Origin of the sequence: Sphingomonas sp. J344, assembly GCF_024700005.1 — a bacterium.
GTDB lineage: Bacteria > Pseudomonadota > Alphaproteobacteria > Sphingomonadales > Sphingomonadaceae > Sphingomonas.
Window position 1 is genome coordinate 635,374 of the sequence record NZ_JAJONB010000001.1, and the last position, 16,112, is coordinate 651,485.

15 protein-coding genes and 4 pseudogenes are annotated in these 16,112 nt (G+C 65.9%); 10 read left to right on the forward strand and 9 right to left on the reverse strand.

From position 1 onward, the window contains the following. Window positions 1–26 precede the first annotated feature (26 nt). On the forward strand, window positions 27–440 hold the full coding sequence (locus LRS12_RS03150) for a septal ring lytic transglycosylase RlpA family protein (protein WP_257843283.1): 414 nt from the start codon (window positions 27–29) through the stop codon (window positions 438–440). 102 nt (window positions 441–542) lie between these two features. Next, entirely contained in the window at window positions 543–845 is a 303-nt protein-coding gene (locus tag LRS12_RS03155; RefSeq protein WP_257843284.1) for a hypothetical protein, read from the forward strand. Between the two features lie 7 nt (window positions 846–852). Here LRS12_RS03155 and LRS12_RS03160 read toward each other — a convergent pair. From LRS12_RS03160 to LRS12_RS03175, 4 genes and pseudogenes are all read right to left on the reverse strand, one after another. Next, a pseudogene (locus LRS12_RS03160) lies at window positions 853–2,146 on the reverse strand (homoserine dehydrogenase). Between the two features lie 60 nt (window positions 2,147–2,206). After that, window positions 2,207–2,587 carry a hypothetical protein gene (locus LRS12_RS03165; protein ID WP_257843285.1) on the reverse strand — a complete coding sequence of 127 codons (381 nt, stop codon included), beginning with the start codon at window positions 2,585–2,587 and terminating at the stop codon, window positions 2,207–2,209. Window positions 2,588–2,659: 72 nt separating this feature from the next. Then, a complete protein-coding gene (locus LRS12_RS03170; RefSeq protein WP_257843286.1) occupies window positions 2,660–3,610 on the reverse strand; it encodes an isopenicillin N synthase family oxygenase in 951 nt (316 codons plus the stop codon). A 160-nt stretch (window positions 3,611–3,770) separates the two neighbouring features. Continuing rightward, the gene (locus LRS12_RS03175) at window positions 3,771–4,262 is read right to left on the reverse strand and encodes a hypothetical protein (RefSeq protein WP_257843287.1); all 492 of its coding nucleotides are present in this window, start codon (window positions 4,260–4,262) and stop codon (window positions 3,771–3,773) included. 92 nt (window positions 4,263–4,354) lie between these two features. Here LRS12_RS03175 and LRS12_RS03180 point away from each other — a divergent pair, with 92 nt between their 5' ends. The 5 genes from LRS12_RS03180 (at window position 4,355) to LRS12_RS03200 (ending at window position 7,526) form a co-directional block, all read left to right on the forward strand. Beyond that, entirely contained in the window at window positions 4,355–5,611 is a 1,257-nt protein-coding gene (locus LRS12_RS03180; RefSeq protein WP_257843288.1) for a multidrug effflux MFS transporter, read from the forward strand. Window positions 5,612–5,689: 78 nt separating this feature from the next. After that, the gene (locus LRS12_RS19870; RefSeq protein WP_308222963.1) at window positions 5,690–5,950 is read left to right on the forward strand and encodes a DNA primase; all 261 of its coding nucleotides are present in this window, start codon (window positions 5,690–5,692) and stop codon (window positions 5,948–5,950) included. A 60-nt stretch (window positions 5,951–6,010) separates the two neighbouring features. Next, the gene (locus tag LRS12_RS03190) at window positions 6,011–6,604 is read left to right on the forward strand and encodes a YdeI family protein (RefSeq protein ID WP_257843289.1); all 594 of its coding nucleotides are present in this window, start codon (window positions 6,011–6,013) and stop codon (window positions 6,602–6,604) included. A 61-nt stretch (window positions 6,605–6,665) separates the two neighbouring features. Further along, complete coding sequence (locus LRS12_RS03195; RefSeq protein WP_257843290.1) at window positions 6,666–7,082, forward strand: biopolymer transporter ExbD; 417 nt, start codon at window positions 6,666–6,668, stop codon at window positions 7,080–7,082. 48 nt (window positions 7,083–7,130) lie between these two features. Next, window positions 7,131–7,526 carry a thioesterase family protein gene (locus LRS12_RS03200; protein ID WP_257843291.1) on the forward strand — a complete coding sequence of 132 codons (396 nt, stop codon included), beginning with the start codon at window positions 7,131–7,133 and terminating at the stop codon, window positions 7,524–7,526. A gap of 129 nt (window positions 7,527–7,655) precedes the next feature. On the opposite strand, the pseudogene ppc reads toward LRS12_RS03200, so the two are convergent. Continuing rightward, window positions 7,656–10,332: pseudogene (ppc, locus tag LRS12_RS03205) on the reverse strand (phosphoenolpyruvate carboxylase). 6 nt (window positions 10,333–10,338) lie between these two features. On the opposite strand from ppc, the gene LRS12_RS03210 reads away from it, so the two are divergent. The 3 genes and pseudogenes from LRS12_RS03210 to LRS12_RS03220 all read left to right on the forward strand — a co-directional run bounded on the left by LRS12_RS03210 (window position 10,339) and on the right by LRS12_RS03220 (window position 12,228). Continuing rightward, complete coding sequence (locus LRS12_RS03210; protein WP_257843292.1) at window positions 10,339–10,488, forward strand: hypothetical protein; 150 nt, start codon at window positions 10,339–10,341, stop codon at window positions 10,486–10,488. Window positions 10,489–10,503: 15 nt separating this feature from the next. Further along, window positions 10,504–11,473, forward strand: a pseudogene (gene glpX / locus LRS12_RS03215) (class II fructose-bisphosphatase). Next, on the forward strand, window positions 11,473–12,228 hold the full coding sequence (locus LRS12_RS03220; RefSeq protein ID WP_257843293.1) for a CPBP family intramembrane glutamic endopeptidase: 756 nt from the start codon (window positions 11,473–11,475) through the stop codon (window positions 12,226–12,228). Before glpX ends, LRS12_RS03220 begins: the two are co-directional and overlap by 1 nt. Here the strand turns inward: LRS12_RS03220 and LRS12_RS03225 are convergent. From LRS12_RS03225 to LRS12_RS03240, 4 genes and pseudogenes are all read right to left on the reverse strand, one after another. Continuing rightward, window positions 12,200–12,970 carry an ABC transporter permease gene (locus tag LRS12_RS03225; RefSeq protein WP_257843294.1) on the reverse strand — a complete coding sequence of 257 codons (771 nt, stop codon included), beginning with the start codon at window positions 12,968–12,970 and terminating at the stop codon, window positions 12,200–12,202. The two genes, LRS12_RS03220 and LRS12_RS03225, sit on opposite strands and share 29 nt — an antisense overlap. Then, window positions 12,967–13,908: an ABC transporter ATP-binding protein gene (locus tag LRS12_RS03230; protein WP_257843295.1), complete on the reverse strand. Its 942-nt coding sequence runs from the start codon at window positions 13,906–13,908 to the stop codon at window positions 12,967–12,969. Before LRS12_RS03230 ends, LRS12_RS03225 begins: the two co-directional genes overlap by 4 nt. Before the next feature lie 113 nt (window positions 13,909–14,021). Then, complete coding sequence (locus LRS12_RS03235) at window positions 14,022–14,729, reverse strand: DsbA family protein (RefSeq protein WP_257843296.1); 708 nt, start codon at window positions 14,727–14,729, stop codon at window positions 14,022–14,024. Next, window positions 14,726–16,073, reverse strand: a pseudogene (locus tag LRS12_RS03240) (M48 family metalloprotease). The gene LRS12_RS03235 and the pseudogene LRS12_RS03240 overlap by 4 nt, the downstream one beginning before the upstream one ends. Between the last annotated feature and the right edge of the window lie 39 nt (window positions 16,074–16,112).

A 16,112-nucleotide genomic window follows, 5' to 3' on the forward strand; every position in this document is an offset into this window, starting at 1 on the left:
CCCCGGACCGAAAGGGGCCGGGGACCATGCGGGACATCATCGCTGTCGCATTGCTGATCGCCGCCGCGCCTGTCGCGGCGCGGGATGCCGCTCCGACCGCCCCCGCTTCCAGCGCATCGGCCGTTCTGGCGAGCGGCATGGCGAGTTATTATGGCGACGCCCATGCCGGCAACCGTACCGCCAGCGGCGAGCGGTTCGACCCCGACGGCATGACCGCCGCGCACCGCAGCCTGCCGTTCGGTACGAAGCTGCGCGTTACCGATCCCTCGACCGGGCGCAGCGTCATCGTCCGCGTCAATGACCGCGGGCCGTTCCACAAGGGCCGCATTCTCGACCTGTCCGAAGCCGCCGCGCGCGAACTGGGCATTGTCCGCCGGGGCCGCGCCCATGTCGAGATCGCGCTGGCGAGCGACGCCGCGCCCTCCCCCGCCGCCGACTGAATCCCATTTCGCAGACCTGAGCATCATGTTAGCCTCCGCGCGGGAGGTCCGACGCCATGCCCCTGTTGCTGCTTGCCCTCGCATTTCAGTCCGGTGCCGCTGATGATCCGCTGCGCAGCTATCGCGAAAAAGACGCGCGCGGTGATCCCGTGCGAGAAGACCGCCGATCCCGACGAGGTGACGATCTGCGCCGCGCGCGAGGCGGACAAGAAATACCGCGTCCCCTTCGTCACCGCGCGCGCGATCGACAACCGCCCGGCAGAGACCGAACGGGTGCTGGAGGACACCATGTTCCAGTGCGGCGTATCCGGTCCTTTCCTGACGCAATGCGGCGGAATGGTCGGCGTGACGGCCTCCATGGGCTTTGACGGCAAGGTGGTGCGCAAGCGCGAACCGGCGCCCTAAGCCGCCCTCACTCGCCGAGGATGTGCATCCACATCGGCTCGCCCGCGAGGCTCTGCGAGCCACGCAGCTTTTCGAGCGCCTGGGCGACGCAGCGTTCGGGCCCTTCGTGCGTCACGATCGCGAGCAGGACGCTGCCGTCGGCCATCGCGCCGCGCTGAATCAGCGATTCTGATCGACACGCCCGCGTCGCGCATCGCCGCCGCGATCTCGGCCAGCACGCCGACCTTGTCGGGGACGGTGAAACGCAGATAGGCGCGGCCCCGCCGCTCCCCGCTCGGCGCGGCGGGTTCTTTGGCCAGGCTGGCGGCGGGCATTGCATAGGGGGGGCCGAATTCGGTTCGGGCGATGTCGATCAAGTCGGCGACGACTGCGCTTGCGGTCGGACCGTCGCCTGCACCTGCGCCTTGAAAAAGTAGACGACCGACAAAATTGCCCTCCGCCACCACGGCATTGGTCGCGCCCGTGACATGCGCGAGCGGATGGGCGAGCGGGACAAGGTGCGGGTGGACGCGCTGGAACAGCCCGTCGCCATTCAGGTCGGCGATACCGAGCAGGCGTACGCGATAGCCGAGCGCCGCCGCCTCGGCGATGTCGGCGGCAATCAGGTTGCGGATGCCATGGATCGCGACATCGCCGAACGCCGGCTGGGTGCCGAAGGCGAGACTGGCGAGGATCGACAATTTGTGCGCGGCATCGACGCCGTCGATGTCGAAGCTCGGGTCCGCCTCGGCAAAACCCTTGGCCTGCGCCTCGGCCAGCACTTCGGCGAAATCGCGCCCCTCCGCCTCCATCTTCGACAGGATGAAATTGCAGGTGCCGTTGAGGATGCCATAGACGCGGTCGATCACGTTCGCCGCCGCGCCCTCGCGCAGCCCCTTGATGACGGGCACGCCACCCGCGACCGCTGCCTCGAACTTCATCGGCGTGTCGGCCTGTTCGGCGACCTTTGCCAGCTCCAGCCCGTGATGCGCGATCATCGCCTTGTTCGCGGTGACCAGCCCCTTGCCCGCCGCCAGCGTCGCGCGGGCGAGCGCGAGTGCCGGGCCGTCGGACCCGCCGATCAGTTCGACAACGACGTCCGCGCGCGGATGCTGCGCCAGCTCGCGCATGTCGTCGACCCAGTCGAAGCGCGTGATGTCGACGCCGCGATCCTTGGTCCGGTCGCGCGCAGAGACCGCGACGATCTCGATCGGCCGCCCCGCACGCCGCGCGATCAGATCGGCATTGGCATCGATCAGGCGAATGACGCCCGCGCCAACGGTTCCAAGTCCGGCAAGGGCGACGCGCAACGGTTCGGTCATCGGCTACTCCAGTTCAGGAGCAGCGCGTTACTGGATCAGCGCCCGATTGGGAACACAACCTTAGTTTGCGGCGTGCCTATTCCGGCTGTTCCGCACGGCGCGGAAAATCGCGGTGTCCTGCTCACGCAGAACATACTGCGCCGTCTCGGCCCACACGCGCCGGGGCATGCACGCCTGAACCGCAGCCTGGAGTGCCGCCGGCTTGGCGGGGATTGCCCGTTCGGCCAGCGCACGGTCGATGAACGCAGCCGCAGCGACCGGCTCACGCCGCACAACGCACTGGCCGAACTTGTCGGCGGTCTTCTCGGCAGAGCGCTGCGACCAGTCCGATCCCAGCGGTTCCATATATTGTCCAGGGTGCGGCATCATCGCATCGGCGCTCTGCGCAGACACCGACGGAGCTGCAAGGGCGATCAGGGTTACGGAAAGCAACATACGCATGGGCACGCTCCGACCGTTTTGGGTAGCCGGAGGTACCATGGATTGCCGAGTGAGACAAACCGCGAGCGGTGCCTACTTCTTGGTCAGCCCGATCTCGGCCAGCCGCTCCGCCAGATAGTCGTGCGCGGTGATCGGCGGCTCGCGCTCCGGGTTCTCGGCCGTCACGGTCTGGGGCAGCGCCTTGATCAGGAAATCGGGTGCGGGGTGGAGGAAGAAGGGCATCGAATAGCGCGAATGGCCGCGCCGCTCGACCGGCGGGTTCACCACGCGATGGGTGGTCGAGGGCAGGACATGGTTGGTCAGCCGCTGGAGCATGTCGCCGACATTGACCACCAGCGCGCCCTCGGGCGGCTTGACCGGCAGCCATTCGCCATCTTTTTCGAGCAGTTCGAGCCCCGCCTCTTCGGCGCCGAGCAACAGGGTGATGAGGTTGATGTCCTCATGCGCGCCGGCGCGCACGTTCGGCGCATCCTCGGTCACCGGCGGATAATGGAGCAGGCGCAGCACCGAATTGCCGTCCTTCACCGCATGGTCGAACCAGTCGGGCGCGAGGCCGAGATGAACGGCGATCGCCGACAGCAATTTGTCGCCGGCCGCGTCGAACGCGGCGAACAACTCGATAAAGGTCTCGCGGAATCCCTCGGGCTGGTCGGGCCAGACATTGGCCGCCATCAGATCGCTGAAGCGATGCCCCGCCGCCAGCTCGCGCCCGACATGCCAGAATTCCTTGAGGTCGACATGGGTCGCGCCCTTGGCGATCTCGGTCTTGAACGGGGTATAGCCGCGCGCACCGCCGCCGCCCGCGATGAAATAGCTGCGCTTCACATCTTCGGGCAGGTCGAAAAATGCCTTGGTCATTGCCCAGGCGCGGTCGACCAGATCCTGTGGGATGCCGTGGTCGGCAACCATCGCAAAGCCGAACCGCTCGAACGACCCGCCCAGCGCGGCAGCGAAGCCCTCTGGGTCGCTTGCCTGATCGGCGAGGCTGACGAGCGGAACCTGGGCGAGAACGGTATCGGGCATTTCAAAGCGACTCCGGGAAACGAATCTCCCTCAGATAGTCGCCTTGGTGACGATCGAACAGGGGCGGGAAATCCCGGATATGAAAGCGCGGGAGGGGCGCGGGTGCCGTGCGCCCCTCCCGCTGCGCCGTCCGCCTACGCACGGACGGCGGGTTGGAAGATCAGTTCCCCGAGACCGTAAGCGTCCCGCGGCTCTTGGCGTCGCCCGCCCCGTCGATCTTGAGCGTATAGGGGCTGCCGGATTTGGTCTTGCCGGTCAGTTCGTCGCGATTGCCAGTGACGGTAAAGCCCGCCCCTTCCATCTGCTCGCGGAACCAGTCGCGTACGCGTGCCGCTTCGGCGGGGGCGTCGAACGTGACCTTTACCCCGCCATTCCCGTTGTCCTGACGGTCGTCGACATTCAAGCTGGCGATCGTCGCGCCGGGATAGAGCTTGACCCCATCGACCTCGAAATTCTCCGCGCCGATGGTGAATTTGGGCAGTTTGATCGATCCTTCGAAGCCGGGTGCCTTGACCGACACCTTGCCGTCCTTGTCGGCCTGGGCGGTGACCGAACCATTGTCGCCCTGGATCGAGATGCTGGTCCCCTCGCCCTCTCCGCCACAGGCGGCGAGAGTCGCCGCGAGCGGAAGCGTCAGCCAGATCGATTTCATCGCAGTCTCCAAGCGTGTTATTTGAGCAATACACTATCGTGGTTTTGCGAGCGCGTCAAATGGCGGGGGTGACGTGCTGATTGCGATGCGGCATGGGCAGCCGCATGGACGCGCGTACGCCCCACCTCGAAACCGCCGCTCCGGAAAACCGGTCGCCCATCCCGATGGGCGAGTTCGTGGCGCTGATCGCGTCGATCATGGCGCTGACCGCGCTGGGGATCGATGCGATGCTCCCCGCCTTGCCCGCCATCGCCGACCAGCTTGGGGTAAGCGAGCCGAATCACCGCCAATATGTGATCACCGCCTTCATGCTGGGCTTCTCGGTGGCGCAATTGATCCACGGCCCGCTCGCCGATCGCTTCGGGCGAAAGCCCGTGATCGGCATCGCGCTGGCATTCTATGTCGTCACCAATCTGGTCGCCGCAGTGGCGGGCAGCTTCGAATTGCTGCTGATCGCGCGAGCCGCGAGCGGGGCTGCGGTCGCAGCGGGGCGCGTCGTCACCGTGGCACTGGTCCGCGACTGTTTTCAGGGGCGGGCAATGGCGCGGGTGATGAGCCTTGCGTTCATGACCTTCATGATCGTGCCGGTGCTGGCCCCGGCCTGGGGCCAGCTGATGGTGATGATCTTCGGGTCGTGGCGGCTGATCTTTGGCGGGATCGGCATTGTTTCGGCGCTGGTGCTGGGCTGGTTCCTGTGGCGGATGCCCGAGACGCTGGACCCGCAGTCGGTGAATCGGCTCGACCTCAAGGAGATCTGGCGCGGCTATCGCATCATGTTTCGGGACCGGTGGGCGGTGGGATACACCTTTGCCACAGCCGCGATCTCCGGCTGCTTTTTCGCATTCATCGGATCGATCCAGCAGATCGTTTACGACGTGTTCAAGCGGCCCGAGCTGCTCACCGTCGTGTTCGCATCGATCGCCGGGCTGATGGCGGCAAGCGCATTCGCCAATTCGCGGCTGGTGATGCGATTCGGGATGCGGTTCCTGTCGCACCTCGCGATCGTCGTCACGACTCTCCTCGCTGCGATCCACCTCGCGATCATCCTGCTTTATGGCGAGACGCTGGTGACGTTTATCGTCCTCCAGGCGCCGATGATGGCGGCGATGGGGCTCGCCAATTCGAACTTCTCCGCCATGGCGATGGAAAATATGGGCGAGATCGCCGGACGTGCGTCGAGCCTTCAGGGGTTCATCGCGACCCTGGGTGCAGCGGTGCTAGGCGCGGTAATCGGCCAGGCATTCGACGGATCGACAGTTCCGCTGTATATTGGCTTCACCACGCTCGGCCTGACGGCGCTGGCCATTGTCTTCGTGACCGAGCGCGGCAAGTTGTTTCGCCGCAACTGAAGCCGCTCGTCGCACATCGCGGAACCAGCCGCGCCCGCCCGCCGTTCGCGTCTTCAGGATGGATGCAAGGAGATGGCGATGGGTGGTCACCAGGTGCCCGGACATGGAACGGGCGACGACGGCTATGACGAGGACGGCTATGACGAGAGCCAGCGCGCCGAGATCTTGGAGGCGACGGTTGGCGGGCCGGGGGACGGTCTGTTGGTGACCGATCTCGACCCCGATCTGGGTCAGGACATCGACGCTGACGATCCGGAGGACGAAGTCATGGAACTCGCCGACGACCCTGAGACTGGCGAGGCGGCCGACGACGAGGACGACGACTCGATCGTTCCCTGACCACCATCCGATTGACTCGCGACCGGCGCGGGCGGAGCATGGCGGCGGGAGGAGCCGCGCATGACCAGAGACCCGCGGATCGACGCCTACATCGACAAACAGGCCGCATTCGCGCAGCCGATCCTGATCTGGTTGCGCGATCGCGTCCACGCCGCCTGCCCCGATGTCGAGGAAGGCATCAAGTGGAGCATGCCCGCGTTCAGCCATGAAGGCCGCCCGCTTGCGCATATGGCCGCGTTCAAGGCGCATGCGAGCTTTGGCTTCTGGTATCGCGACGCGATGGAAACGGGCAAGGAAGGCGAAGCGATGGGCCAGTTCGGCCGGATCGCCTCGCTCGCCGACCTGCCCGACGCCGCCGTAATGGAAGCCCAGGTGCGCGAGGCGGTGGCGCTGATCGAGTCGGGCGCAATTCCCAAACGCACGGCAAAGGAAGCCAAGCCCGAGGCAGAGGTACCGCCCGCGCTCTCCGAAGCACTCGCCCGCGATCCCGAGGCGGCAGCGAAGTTCGATGCCTTTCCGCCCGGCGCGCGCCGCGACTATTGCGACTGGATCGCCGACGCGAAGCGCGACGCAACGCGCGACAGGCGCGTCGCCGAAGCGATTGGCTGGATCCGCGAGGGCAAGAAGCGCCACTGGAAATATGAGAGCTGTTAACGGCTTGCACGCCGTTCCAATTATGGCATGATACATCATCTCTTAACGAGAGGAGGTATCGATGCCCCGTGCACTTGCCTATCGCAGCCGCGACGACGCCGAGCCGTTCAGCGCGCTCAACATCACCCCGCTGATCGACGTGATGCTGGTCCTGCTCATCATGCTGATCGTCACCATCCCGAGCATGACGCACAAGGTTCCGGTCGACCTGCCGCAGGGGGAGACGCAGGCTCAGCCATCCCTGCCCAACCGCCTCGACATCGCCGCCGATGGATCGCTGTTCTGGGACGGCGCGCGAATCACCGATGCCCAGCTCCCCGTGCTGCTCAAATCCGGAGTCGGTGCCGACACCGCGTTGCTGATCAAGACCGACGAAGCGGCGCGCTATGAACGCTTCGACGCCATCCTCGCGGTGATCAAGCATGCGGGCGTCACCAAGCTCGGCTTTGTCGGCCATGAGCGGATGAAGTTCGACTGACGCCAAGTCCTGTTTGCAGCGCAGCAAGGTTGCCGTTAACGTCAAGTCATGACGCGCTTTACGAAGAGCATCACGGCCCAGCCCGACGACATTGACGAGCTGGGCCATGTCAACAACGCAGTCTGGGTCCGCTGGATTCAGGATGTGGCGGTGTCACACTGGGCTGCGGTAGCCCCGCCCGAGCATCGCGACGCCTATGTCTGGGTCGTGACCCGGCACGAGATCGACTATCGCGGCAATGTGAATGCGGGCGAGACGGTGGTCGGCGAAACCTGGGTCCCCGATCCGCCCAAGGGCGCGCGCTTCGACCGCCATATGCGCTTCACCGGCACCGATGGCAGGGTGAAGGTGGAGGCGGTGTCGACCTGGGCGATGCTCGACCGCGCCACCGGACGGCTGGTACGGGTGCGGCCGGAAATCGCCGCGCCGTTTCTGGAGACCTAAGTCCTCCCCGGAACGGGGAGGTGGCAGCGCGCAGCGCTGACGGAGGGGGCCCGAGGCAAGCGATTCCGATGCCTCGGGCCCCTCCACCAGCCTTCGGCTGGTCCCCCTCCCCGTTCCGGGGAGATCTGATCAGCCCGAATTGCGCAGCGCGGTCGCGATGGCGTTGATCGACAGCAAAATGCCCTGCTCGATCTTGGGGTCGGTCTCACCCGCGCGGTGGCGCTTGAGCAGTTCGACCTGGAGCAGGTTGAGCGGCTCGATATAGGGCAGGCGCAGCTTGATCGAGGTTTCGAGCGCGGGGGTGCTTCTCCAGCAACCGCGTCTGGCGCGTCACTTCGAGCAGCTGGTCATGCGTGCGCTGCCAATCCTCGCGGATGCGTCCGAAGATCGTATCGGCGAGCGCGCGATCCTCGACCAAAGCCGCATAGCGCCCGGCGATGCCCATGTCGGACTTGGCGAGCACCATTTCCATATTCGCCAGCGTCGAGGCGAAGAGCGGCCAGCCCGCCGCCATCTCGCGCAGCAGCCCCCGGTCGGGGAACGCCGCGAGCGCCTGACCGACGCCATACCAGCCTGGCAGCATGACGCGCGCCTGTGCCCAGCTGAACACCCAGGGGATCGCGCGCAGATCCTCGATCGCGTCGCTCTTCTTGCGGCTCGCCGGGCGGCTGCCGATCTTGAGGCCAGCGATCTCGGCGATCGGGGTCAGCTGGCGGAAGAAGGTGGTGAAGCCCTCGGTGCCATAGACCAGATCGCGATACGCCTTGAACGCGGTGGTCGAGAGCTGTTCCATCGCGCCTTCGAACCGCGCGGCGTCGCCCTCCGACAGACGCTGCGGCTCGAGACTGGCGAGCAGGGTTGCCGACGCCATCGCCTCGAGGTTGGTCTGCGCGCTTTCCCGCGTGCCATATTTCGCAGCGATCACCTCACCCTGTTCGGTGATGCGGATGCGGCCCTGAACCGTTCCGGGCGGCTGCGCCTGGATCGCCGCAAAGGACGATCCCCCGCCGCGCCCGACCGCGCCGCCGCGGCCGTGGAACAGCTGCATGCCGATTCCCGCCTCCTCGAACACCGGGCGCAGCGCGGTCGATCCCTTGCTCAGCCCCCAGGTCGAGGTGAGGTAGCCACCGTCCTTGTTCGAGTCGGAATATCCGATCATCACTTCCTGATGCCCGCGCTTGCCCGCGATCGCTGCGACCTCGGGCAGCGCGAACCAGGCGCGCATGATGTCCGGCCCGGCGTCGAGATCGCCGATCGTCTCGAACAGTGGTACTGCCATGATGTGCGCCTGTGCCGGCTCGCCGGGAGTATAGAGTCCGGCTTCCTTGAGCAGGACATGGACTTCGAGCAGGTCCGACACCGACTGCGCCATCGACACGATATATTGGCGAATCGCGGCGCGTCCGTATCTGGCATGGACTTCGGCAGCGGCATGGACGATCGCCAGTTCCGACGCGGTCTCGTCCGAGTAATCGGCATAGCGGCTGGTCAGCGGGCGCGGGCTGGCGAGCTCGCGGCGAAGCAGCGCAATGCGTGCGTCCTCGTCGAGCGCGGCATAGTCCGCCTCGACCCCCGCCACCTTGAGCAATTCCGCGACCATGCGCTCATGCACCGCGCTGTTCTGACGCATGTCGAGCGTGGCGAGGTGAAAGCCGAAGATATCGACCGCGCGGATCAGCCGGCCGAGCGACCCACTGGATGCCAGCGTCTCACCGCCATGCGCCGCCAGTCCCTTGGCGATGGCCGACAGATCGGCACGGAATGCGGCGGGATCGGCATAGCGCTCGCCTCTCAACGGGCCGGGGCGCGGAGCGGGCTTGCCGGTCAGGTCGCGATAGGTGGCGGCTAGGCGCGCATAGACGCCCGAGAGCGCGCGGCGATAGGGTTCGTCGCTGCGGCTCGCGGCATCGTCGCCGCTTGCTTCGGCCAGCGCCGCGACCCCGGCGTCGATCTCGGCATGGCGGCTGGAGATCGACAGCTCGGCCCCGAGTGCGTGGACCGAGTCGAGATAGTAAGCCAGCACCGTCTCCGCCGAGCGCGCCATTGTGAGGCGCATCGAATCGGCGGTAACAAACGGGTTGCCGTCACGGTCGCCGCCGATCCAGTTGCCCGGGCGCAGAAAGGCGGGGACGCGGCTGCCCAAAGCCCGATCCCAACGGGCATAGAGCGCGGGCAGGGTCGGCAGGAACACGTCGCGCAGATAGGACAGCACATTCTCGATCTCGTCGGCGACATAGAGCCGTTCGAACCGCAGCACGCGCGTCTGCCACAGCAATGCCACCTGCCGCACGATCGCCTCATCGACCAGATCGCCGTCAGGGGTTTCGGCGACGCCCGCATCCTTGAGCCGCATCAGCTCTGCGATGCGGTTGCGGTGGTCGAGCATCGACTTGCGCCGCACCTCGGTCGGGTGCGCGGTCAGCACCGGGGCGACCAGCGCATCGGCGAGCAGCTCGGCGATCCGCTCGCGGCCGATGCCATGTTCCTTGAGCTTGGCCACGGCATGCTCGATGTCGGCGCCCGGCTCGGCGGCGATCCCCTGCCGATCCTCGGCGAGGTTGGCGAGCATCGAGAACAGCATGAAGCTGCGCACGAAATCGAGCGTCTCGTCGAGGCTCAGGCTGTCGAGGCCCGGGTCGATCGAGTCCGCGCCCGCGATCCCGCGATGCCGGTCGACCGACGCCGACCGGATATATTCGATCCGCCGGAACAACGCATCGCCGCCATAGGCGCGGATCACGTCGCCCAGGACGCGACCGAGGAAACGGACATCGGGATTGTTGGTGATCGGGGGTGCACTGGCCATGCGCGCGTGCTGCACTGCAAGATGGATTGCGTCAACGAGTCGGTATCCGGCGTTACCAATCGTGCGGCCCATGCGAATTTGGTCGCGATGACAGCGTTGGCGGGCATCGACAAGCCCGGCGCACGCACCTATCGCCCCGATGAAACAGCCAGATAGAGGACCGCCCAACCCATGCAGACCGCCAGTCAGCTTCTCGACCGCGTCCTTGTCTTAGAAATGGTCCGGGTGACCGAAGCCGCTGCCATCGCTGCATCGACCTTGGTCGGACGCGGTGACGAAAAGGCCGCAGACGCCGCCGCCGTCGAGGCGATGCGCGCCGCACTCAACGAACTGTACATGGACGGCACCGTGGTGATCGGCGAGGGCGAGCGCGACGAGGCACCGATGCTGTTCATCGGCGAAAAGGTTGGCTCGGCCCCCGGCAAGGGGCCAAAGATCGACATCGCGCTCGATCCGCTGGAAGGAACCACCATCTGCGCCAAGGCGGGTCCGAACAGTCTTGCCGTCCTCGCCATCGCAGAAGAGGGCAATCTGCTCAACGCCCCCGACGTCTATATGGACAAGATCGCGGTCGGCCCCGGCTATCCGCCCGAGGTGATCGACCTCGACAAATCGGTGACCGAAAACATCAAGGCCATCGCTGCGGCCAAGGGCGTCGAGCCGCGCGAGATCATCGCCTGTGTGCTCGACCGTCCGCGCCATGAAAAGCTGATCGCCGAGCTGCGCTCGCTGGGGTGCGGCGTGGTGCTGATCGGCGACGGCGACGTCGCGGGGGGTGATCGCGACCACCGATCCCGACACCACGATCGACGTCTATATGGGCCAGGGCGGCGCACCGGAGGGCGTACTGGCCTGTGCCGCGCTGCGCTGTGTCGGCGGCCAGTTCAAGGGCCGGTTGCTGTTCCGCAATGAGGATGAGCGTGCCCGTGCCCGCAAATGGGGCATCAGCGATCTCGACAAGCAGTACGACCTGTCGGAACTGGCCAAGGGCGACTGTATCTTCGCCGCGACCGGCGTGACCGACGGGTCGCTGCTGGAGGGCGTCAAGCGCAAGAAGGACAAGATGACCACCGAGAGCGTGGTGATGCGCGCCAGTTCCGGCACGGTGCGCTGGGTCAAGGGCGAGCATCGCATCGGTTGATGGGCGCAATCCCGTCCGTCGCGCCGCTCGACGTCGCGCTGCTGATTGCGCTGGTCGGCGCGTATATCTGGTACGTCCGGGGTGATCGCAGCGGGCGCGCGCCCGCCGACCGGATCGCCAGCTATCGCCGCTGGATGCGCCGCGCGCCGTTGGCGTTTGGGGCGAGCGCGGTGGCGGCGCTGCTGGTCGCGAGCAGATGGGATGCCATCGAGGTGCTTCCGCCGGAGTTTGCGCCGCTGATTCCGCCCGCGCGCCAGATCGCCGGATTTGGGGGCAATGTCCTGCATCTCAAGATCGCGGTGCTCGCCGGATTTGCGTGCGGGGCGGTGATCGGGCTTGGCATCCAATGGTGGCGCGCGCGGCAGGGCAAACGCCAGCTGATGTCGGGCAAATTCGCCGCCCTGCTTCCCCGCACCCCCGGCGAAACCGGCTGGACCGCCGCGCTGGGCATTACCGCCGGCGTGGTCGAGGAGCTGTTCTTCCGCCTCGCCCTGCCGCTGTTCGTAGCCCGGGTTTCGGGCGATGCGCTGCTCGGCATGGCGCTCGCTACCGCGCTGTTTGCTTATGCCCATCGCTATCAGGGCTGGGCAGGAGTCGCGGCGTCGGCGCTGGTCGGCGTGACGCTCACGATCCTCTACCTCGCCACCAGCCAGCTATGGTTTGCGATGCTTGTCCATGCGCTGCTGAACCTCAACGCGCTGGTGCTGCGGCCGCTGCTGGTTCCCGTCAGTTCTTCAGCCGCCAGCCGGTCTTGAAGATCCAGCCGATCACGCCGAGGCACAGGAACAGGAACGCTGCGGTGAAGCCCAGGCTCACCCCGATCGCGACATCGCCCTTGTCGAAGAACGCCCAGCGGAAACCGCTGACCAGATAGACGACCGGGTTGGCGAGGCTGATGGTGCGCCACGGTTCGGGCAGCATGTTGATCGTGTAGAAGGCGCCGCCGAGGAAGGTCAGCGGTGTGACGATCAGCGCGGGGACGAAGCTCAATTGCTCGAACCCTTTGGCCCAGATTCCGATGATGAAGCCGAGCATCGAAAAGGTGACCGCGGTCAGCACCAGCATCGCCAGCATCACGAACGGATGCGCGATCGGCACGTCGACGAACACCATCGCGGTGAACAGGATGACGAGGCCGATCGCGATCGACTTGGTCGCCGCGGCGCCGACATAGCCAATCACCATTTCGATCGCCGTGACCGGGGCGGAGAGCAGTTCGTAGACCGTGCCGGTGAATTTGGGGAAGTAGATGCCGATCGACGCGTTGGAGATCGACAGCTGGAGCAGGTTCATCATGATCAGGCCCGGCACGATAAACGTACCATAGGACACCCCGTCGAGCTCCTGCATCCGCGACCCGATCGCGCCGCCGAACACGACGAAATAGAGCGCGGTGGTGATCACTGGCGTGACCAGGCTCTGCCCCAAGGTGCGCAGCGCACGCGCCATCTCGAAGCGATAGATCGCCCACACGCCGTGATGGTTGAACCCGGTCATGCCGCCACCTCCTCACGCTTCGCGGCTACAAGGTCGACGAAGATGTCCTCCAGGCTCGATTTCGACGTGTCGAGATCCTTGAACGCGATGCCCAGTTCGGCAAGCTTGCGCAGCAGCGACGGGATGCCGGTCCGCTCGGCCTGCGCGTCGAAGGTGTAGCGCAGCCGCGTCCCCTCGTCGGTCAGGGTCAAATGCCATTCGTTCAGCTCTGCCGGAACGGTCATCATCGGCTCCACCAGCGCGATGTCCATCTCGCGCTTGCCCAGCTTCTTCATCAGCACCGCCTTGTCCTCGACCAGCAGCAGCTCGCCCTTGTTGATCACCCCCACCCGGTCGGCCATTTCCTCGGCCTCTTCGATATAATGGGTGGTCAGGATGATCGTCGTGCCGCGTTCGCGCAGCCGGTGGACCAGCTTCCACATGTCACGTCGCAGTTCGACGTCGACACCAGCGGTTGGCTCGTCGAGAAACAGGATTTCCGGCTCATGCGCCAGCGCCTTTGCGATCAGCACGCGACGCTTCATCCCGCCCGACAATTCCATGATCTTGGAGTTGCGCTTGTCCCATAGCGACAGGTCCTTCAGCACCTGCTCGATATAGGCGTCATGACCAGGGCGGCCGAACAGGCGGCGGCTGTAGCGCGTGGTGGCCAGCACGGTTTCGAACATGTCGACCGACAATTCCTGCGGCACCAGCCCGATCATCATCCGCGCAGCGCGCGCCTGCGCAATCGTATCGTGCCCGCCGACGGTGATCGTACCTGAGCTGGGCGTCACGATGCCGCAGATGATGCTGATCAGCGTCGTCTTGCCCGCGCCGTTCGGGCCGAGCAGCGCGAAAATCTCACCCTTGTTGATGTCGAGATCGACCGCACCCAGCGCCCGATGCCCGGAAGCATAGGTCTTGCTGACACCGCGGACGGAAAGAATAGGCTGCATGCACGGCCCCCTGCATGTGGAGCCGGGCATCTAGGAACGAAGCCGGAACCCGACAAGGGCGGGACGATTATTTCGCCGGCTTGCGCGCGGCTTCGACGGCTTGCTTCAGAACTTCATACGGCACCATGCCCGAGATGACCTGATCGCCGATCACCCAGCTGGGGGGTGCCGGTGACGCCGAGCTTGCCGGCGGTGTCGAGGTTGCGCGCGACCTCCGCCTCGACCCGGTCGCTACCGATCGACTGCTGGGCGCGGGCCGTGTCCAGCCCCGCGGCGGCGGCGGCGGCGGCGATCGACGCCTGGCTCAATTGCCCGCCCGAATAGAGCGCAGTGTGGAACGGCTTGAACTTGCCCTGCTCGGCGGCGGCAAGACCCCAATAGGCGGCGACGCGGCTGCCCTCGCTCAGCACCGGAAGCTCGCGATAGACGATGCGCAGCTTGGGGTCTTCCGCCACCAGCCGGGCGATGATCGGCAGGCTGGCACGGCAATAGCCGCAGGCATAATCCATCCACACCGACACCGTGACGTCGCCCGATGGATTGCCCTCCCACGCGCCGGCATAGGCGTCGAAGATCGCGGCGCGGTTGGCGGCGACCGCCTTGCCGCTCTCGCGCTCCTGCAATCGTTTCATCGCCTCGGGCAGGATTTCGGGGTTTTCGAGGACATAATCGCGGACGACCTGACCGATCGCCTTGTCGTCGCGCGGAGCCTGGTCGGTGACGAGCGCCTGCATACCGATCACCACAAGACCGCCGACTACACCGGACAGCACCAAAGTGCCGGCCAGCGCCAGCGGGCTTTTCGCCAGTTTCTCGATCACTTGCGCTTCCTGTCCTGCATCATCGCCTGGCCCGCCATGACGATGTCCTGCGCGCGAATCCAGTCAGGGGTGCCCTGTGGCAGCCCCGCCATCGCCGCCTGCGCGCTGGGAATCGCGCGGCCGTAGTCGCCCATCATGCTGGCCCGTTCGGCCGTAGCGAGTGCAGCGCGCGCGCTATCGCCCTTGCGCTCATAGAGCATGCCGAGCTGATACCAGGCGAAGGGGTTTTCCTTGTCGCGGACCACCGCCTGACGCAGCACCCGCTCTGCCTCTTCCAGATGCGTCGCATCCTCGGTTGCGAGCAATGCGTGCCCGAAAGTGGTGGCGATCAGCGGCTGAAAATTGGTCTGCGTCGTCGCCGCGCGCAGCGGCGCGAGCGCATCGCGCGGCTTGCCGGATTCGAGCAGTATCTGCCCCTCCAGCTCAAGGAAATAGGGGTTTTGCGGCTCGGCGCGGACCAATGCCGCCGCCTCGCCCGCCGCTTCCCTGGGATAGCCGCCGAGATGATAGGCATAGGCGCGGGCGTAGCGCGCGACGACCGTCGTGTCGGTGGCCGGATAGCGGCGAAGCGTGTCCTTGGGTTCGGCAACATAGCCACGCAGCTTGGCCTGAACGCGCTTGAACCGCGCCTCGATCTGCGGGTCATTGGGCTTGCTCCACGCCGGATCGGCCTGGAGGTCTGCGGTCAGCGTCGCGATGCGATCCCCCCGACATCGGGTGGCTCATCACATAGCTGGTGTCGCTACCGCGCTTCAGTCCCCAGCGATACTCCTGCTGCTGCAACTTCTTGAAGAAGTCCAGCATGCCGCGGCCGCTGACGCCCGCGCCCGACAGATATTTGACCCCGGCGGCGTCGGTCGTCGCCTCCTGCGCGCGGCTGAAGGCGAGGTAGCTGCCAAGCGCCGCGCGCTGGCCAAGCTGCATCAACCCCATGCCGGCATCTGCAGAGCCCGCCGCCATCGCCGCCGCGCCGAGGAGCAGGCTGAGGATTGTGATTCCGGTGGCGCCTTTGCCCATCCGGTCGCTCAACGAGACATGTCCGCCGGTAATATGGCCGAGTTCGTGGGCGATCACGCCCTGTACCTCATTGGCGCTGCTGGCGGCGTCGATCAGGCCGGAATGGAGATAGACCGTCTGCCCGCCCGCGACGAAGGCGTTGATCGACTGGTCGTTGATCAGGACGATGCGGACATTGGCGGGCGAGAGGTTCGCCGCCTTGATGATGTCGCGCGACATGTCGGCAAGCAACGCCTCGGTCTCCGCATCGCGCAGGATCGATTGGGCATAGGCCGGGCTGGTGACGCACAACAGCAGCAGCGCGAACAGGGATACAAGGCGCTTCATCGGCGGCATCATGGCGGATTTTTCCCCGCGATCAACGGT

Excerpts from the sequence above, each read along its gene's own strand:
- LRS12_RS03190 (WP_257843289.1), top strand. The coding sequence starts at position 6,011 with ATGACCAGAGACCCGCGGATCGACGCCTACATCGACAAACAGGCCGCA.
- LRS12_RS03230 (WP_257843295.1), bottom strand. The coding sequence starts at position 13,908 with ATGCAGCCTATTCTTTCCGTCCGCGGTGTCAGCAAGACCTATGCTTCC.
- LRS12_RS19870 (WP_308222963.1), top strand. The coding sequence starts at position 5,690 with ATGGGTGGTCACCAGGTGCCCGGACATGGAACGGGCGACGACGGCTAT.
- LRS12_RS03200 (WP_257843291.1), top strand. The coding sequence starts at position 7,131 with ATGACGCGCTTTACGAAGAGCATCACGGCCCAGCCCGACGACATTGAC.
- LRS12_RS03150 (WP_257843283.1), top strand. The coding sequence starts at position 27 with ATGCGGGACATCATCGCTGTCGCATTGCTGATCGCCGCCGCGCCTGTC.
- LRS12_RS03225 (WP_257843294.1), bottom strand. The coding sequence starts at position 12,970 with ATGACCGGGTTCAACCATCACGGCGTGTGGGCGATCTATCGCTTCGAG.
- LRS12_RS03155 (WP_257843284.1), top strand. The coding sequence starts at position 543 with ATGATCCGCTGCGCAGCTATCGCGAAAAAGACGCGCGCGGTGATCCCG.
- LRS12_RS03170 (WP_257843286.1), bottom strand. The coding sequence starts at position 3,610 with ATGCCCGATACCGTTCTCGCCCAGGTTCCGCTCGTCAGCCTCGCCGAT.
- LRS12_RS03165 (WP_257843285.1), bottom strand. The coding sequence starts at position 2,587 with ATGCGTATGTTGCTTTCCGTAACCCTGATCGCCCTTGCAGCTCCGTCG.
- LRS12_RS03195 (WP_257843290.1), top strand. The coding sequence starts at position 6,666 with ATGCCCCGTGCACTTGCCTATCGCAGCCGCGACGACGCCGAGCCGTTC.
- LRS12_RS03220 (WP_257843293.1), top strand. The coding sequence starts at position 11,473 with ATGGGCGCAATCCCGTCCGTCGCGCCGCTCGACGTCGCGCTGCTGATT.
- LRS12_RS03180 (WP_257843288.1), top strand. The coding sequence starts at position 4,355 with ATGGGCAGCCGCATGGACGCGCGTACGCCCCACCTCGAAACCGCCGCT.
- LRS12_RS03175 (WP_257843287.1), bottom strand. The coding sequence starts at position 4,262 with ATGAAATCGATCTGGCTGACGCTTCCGCTCGCGGCGACTCTCGCCGCC.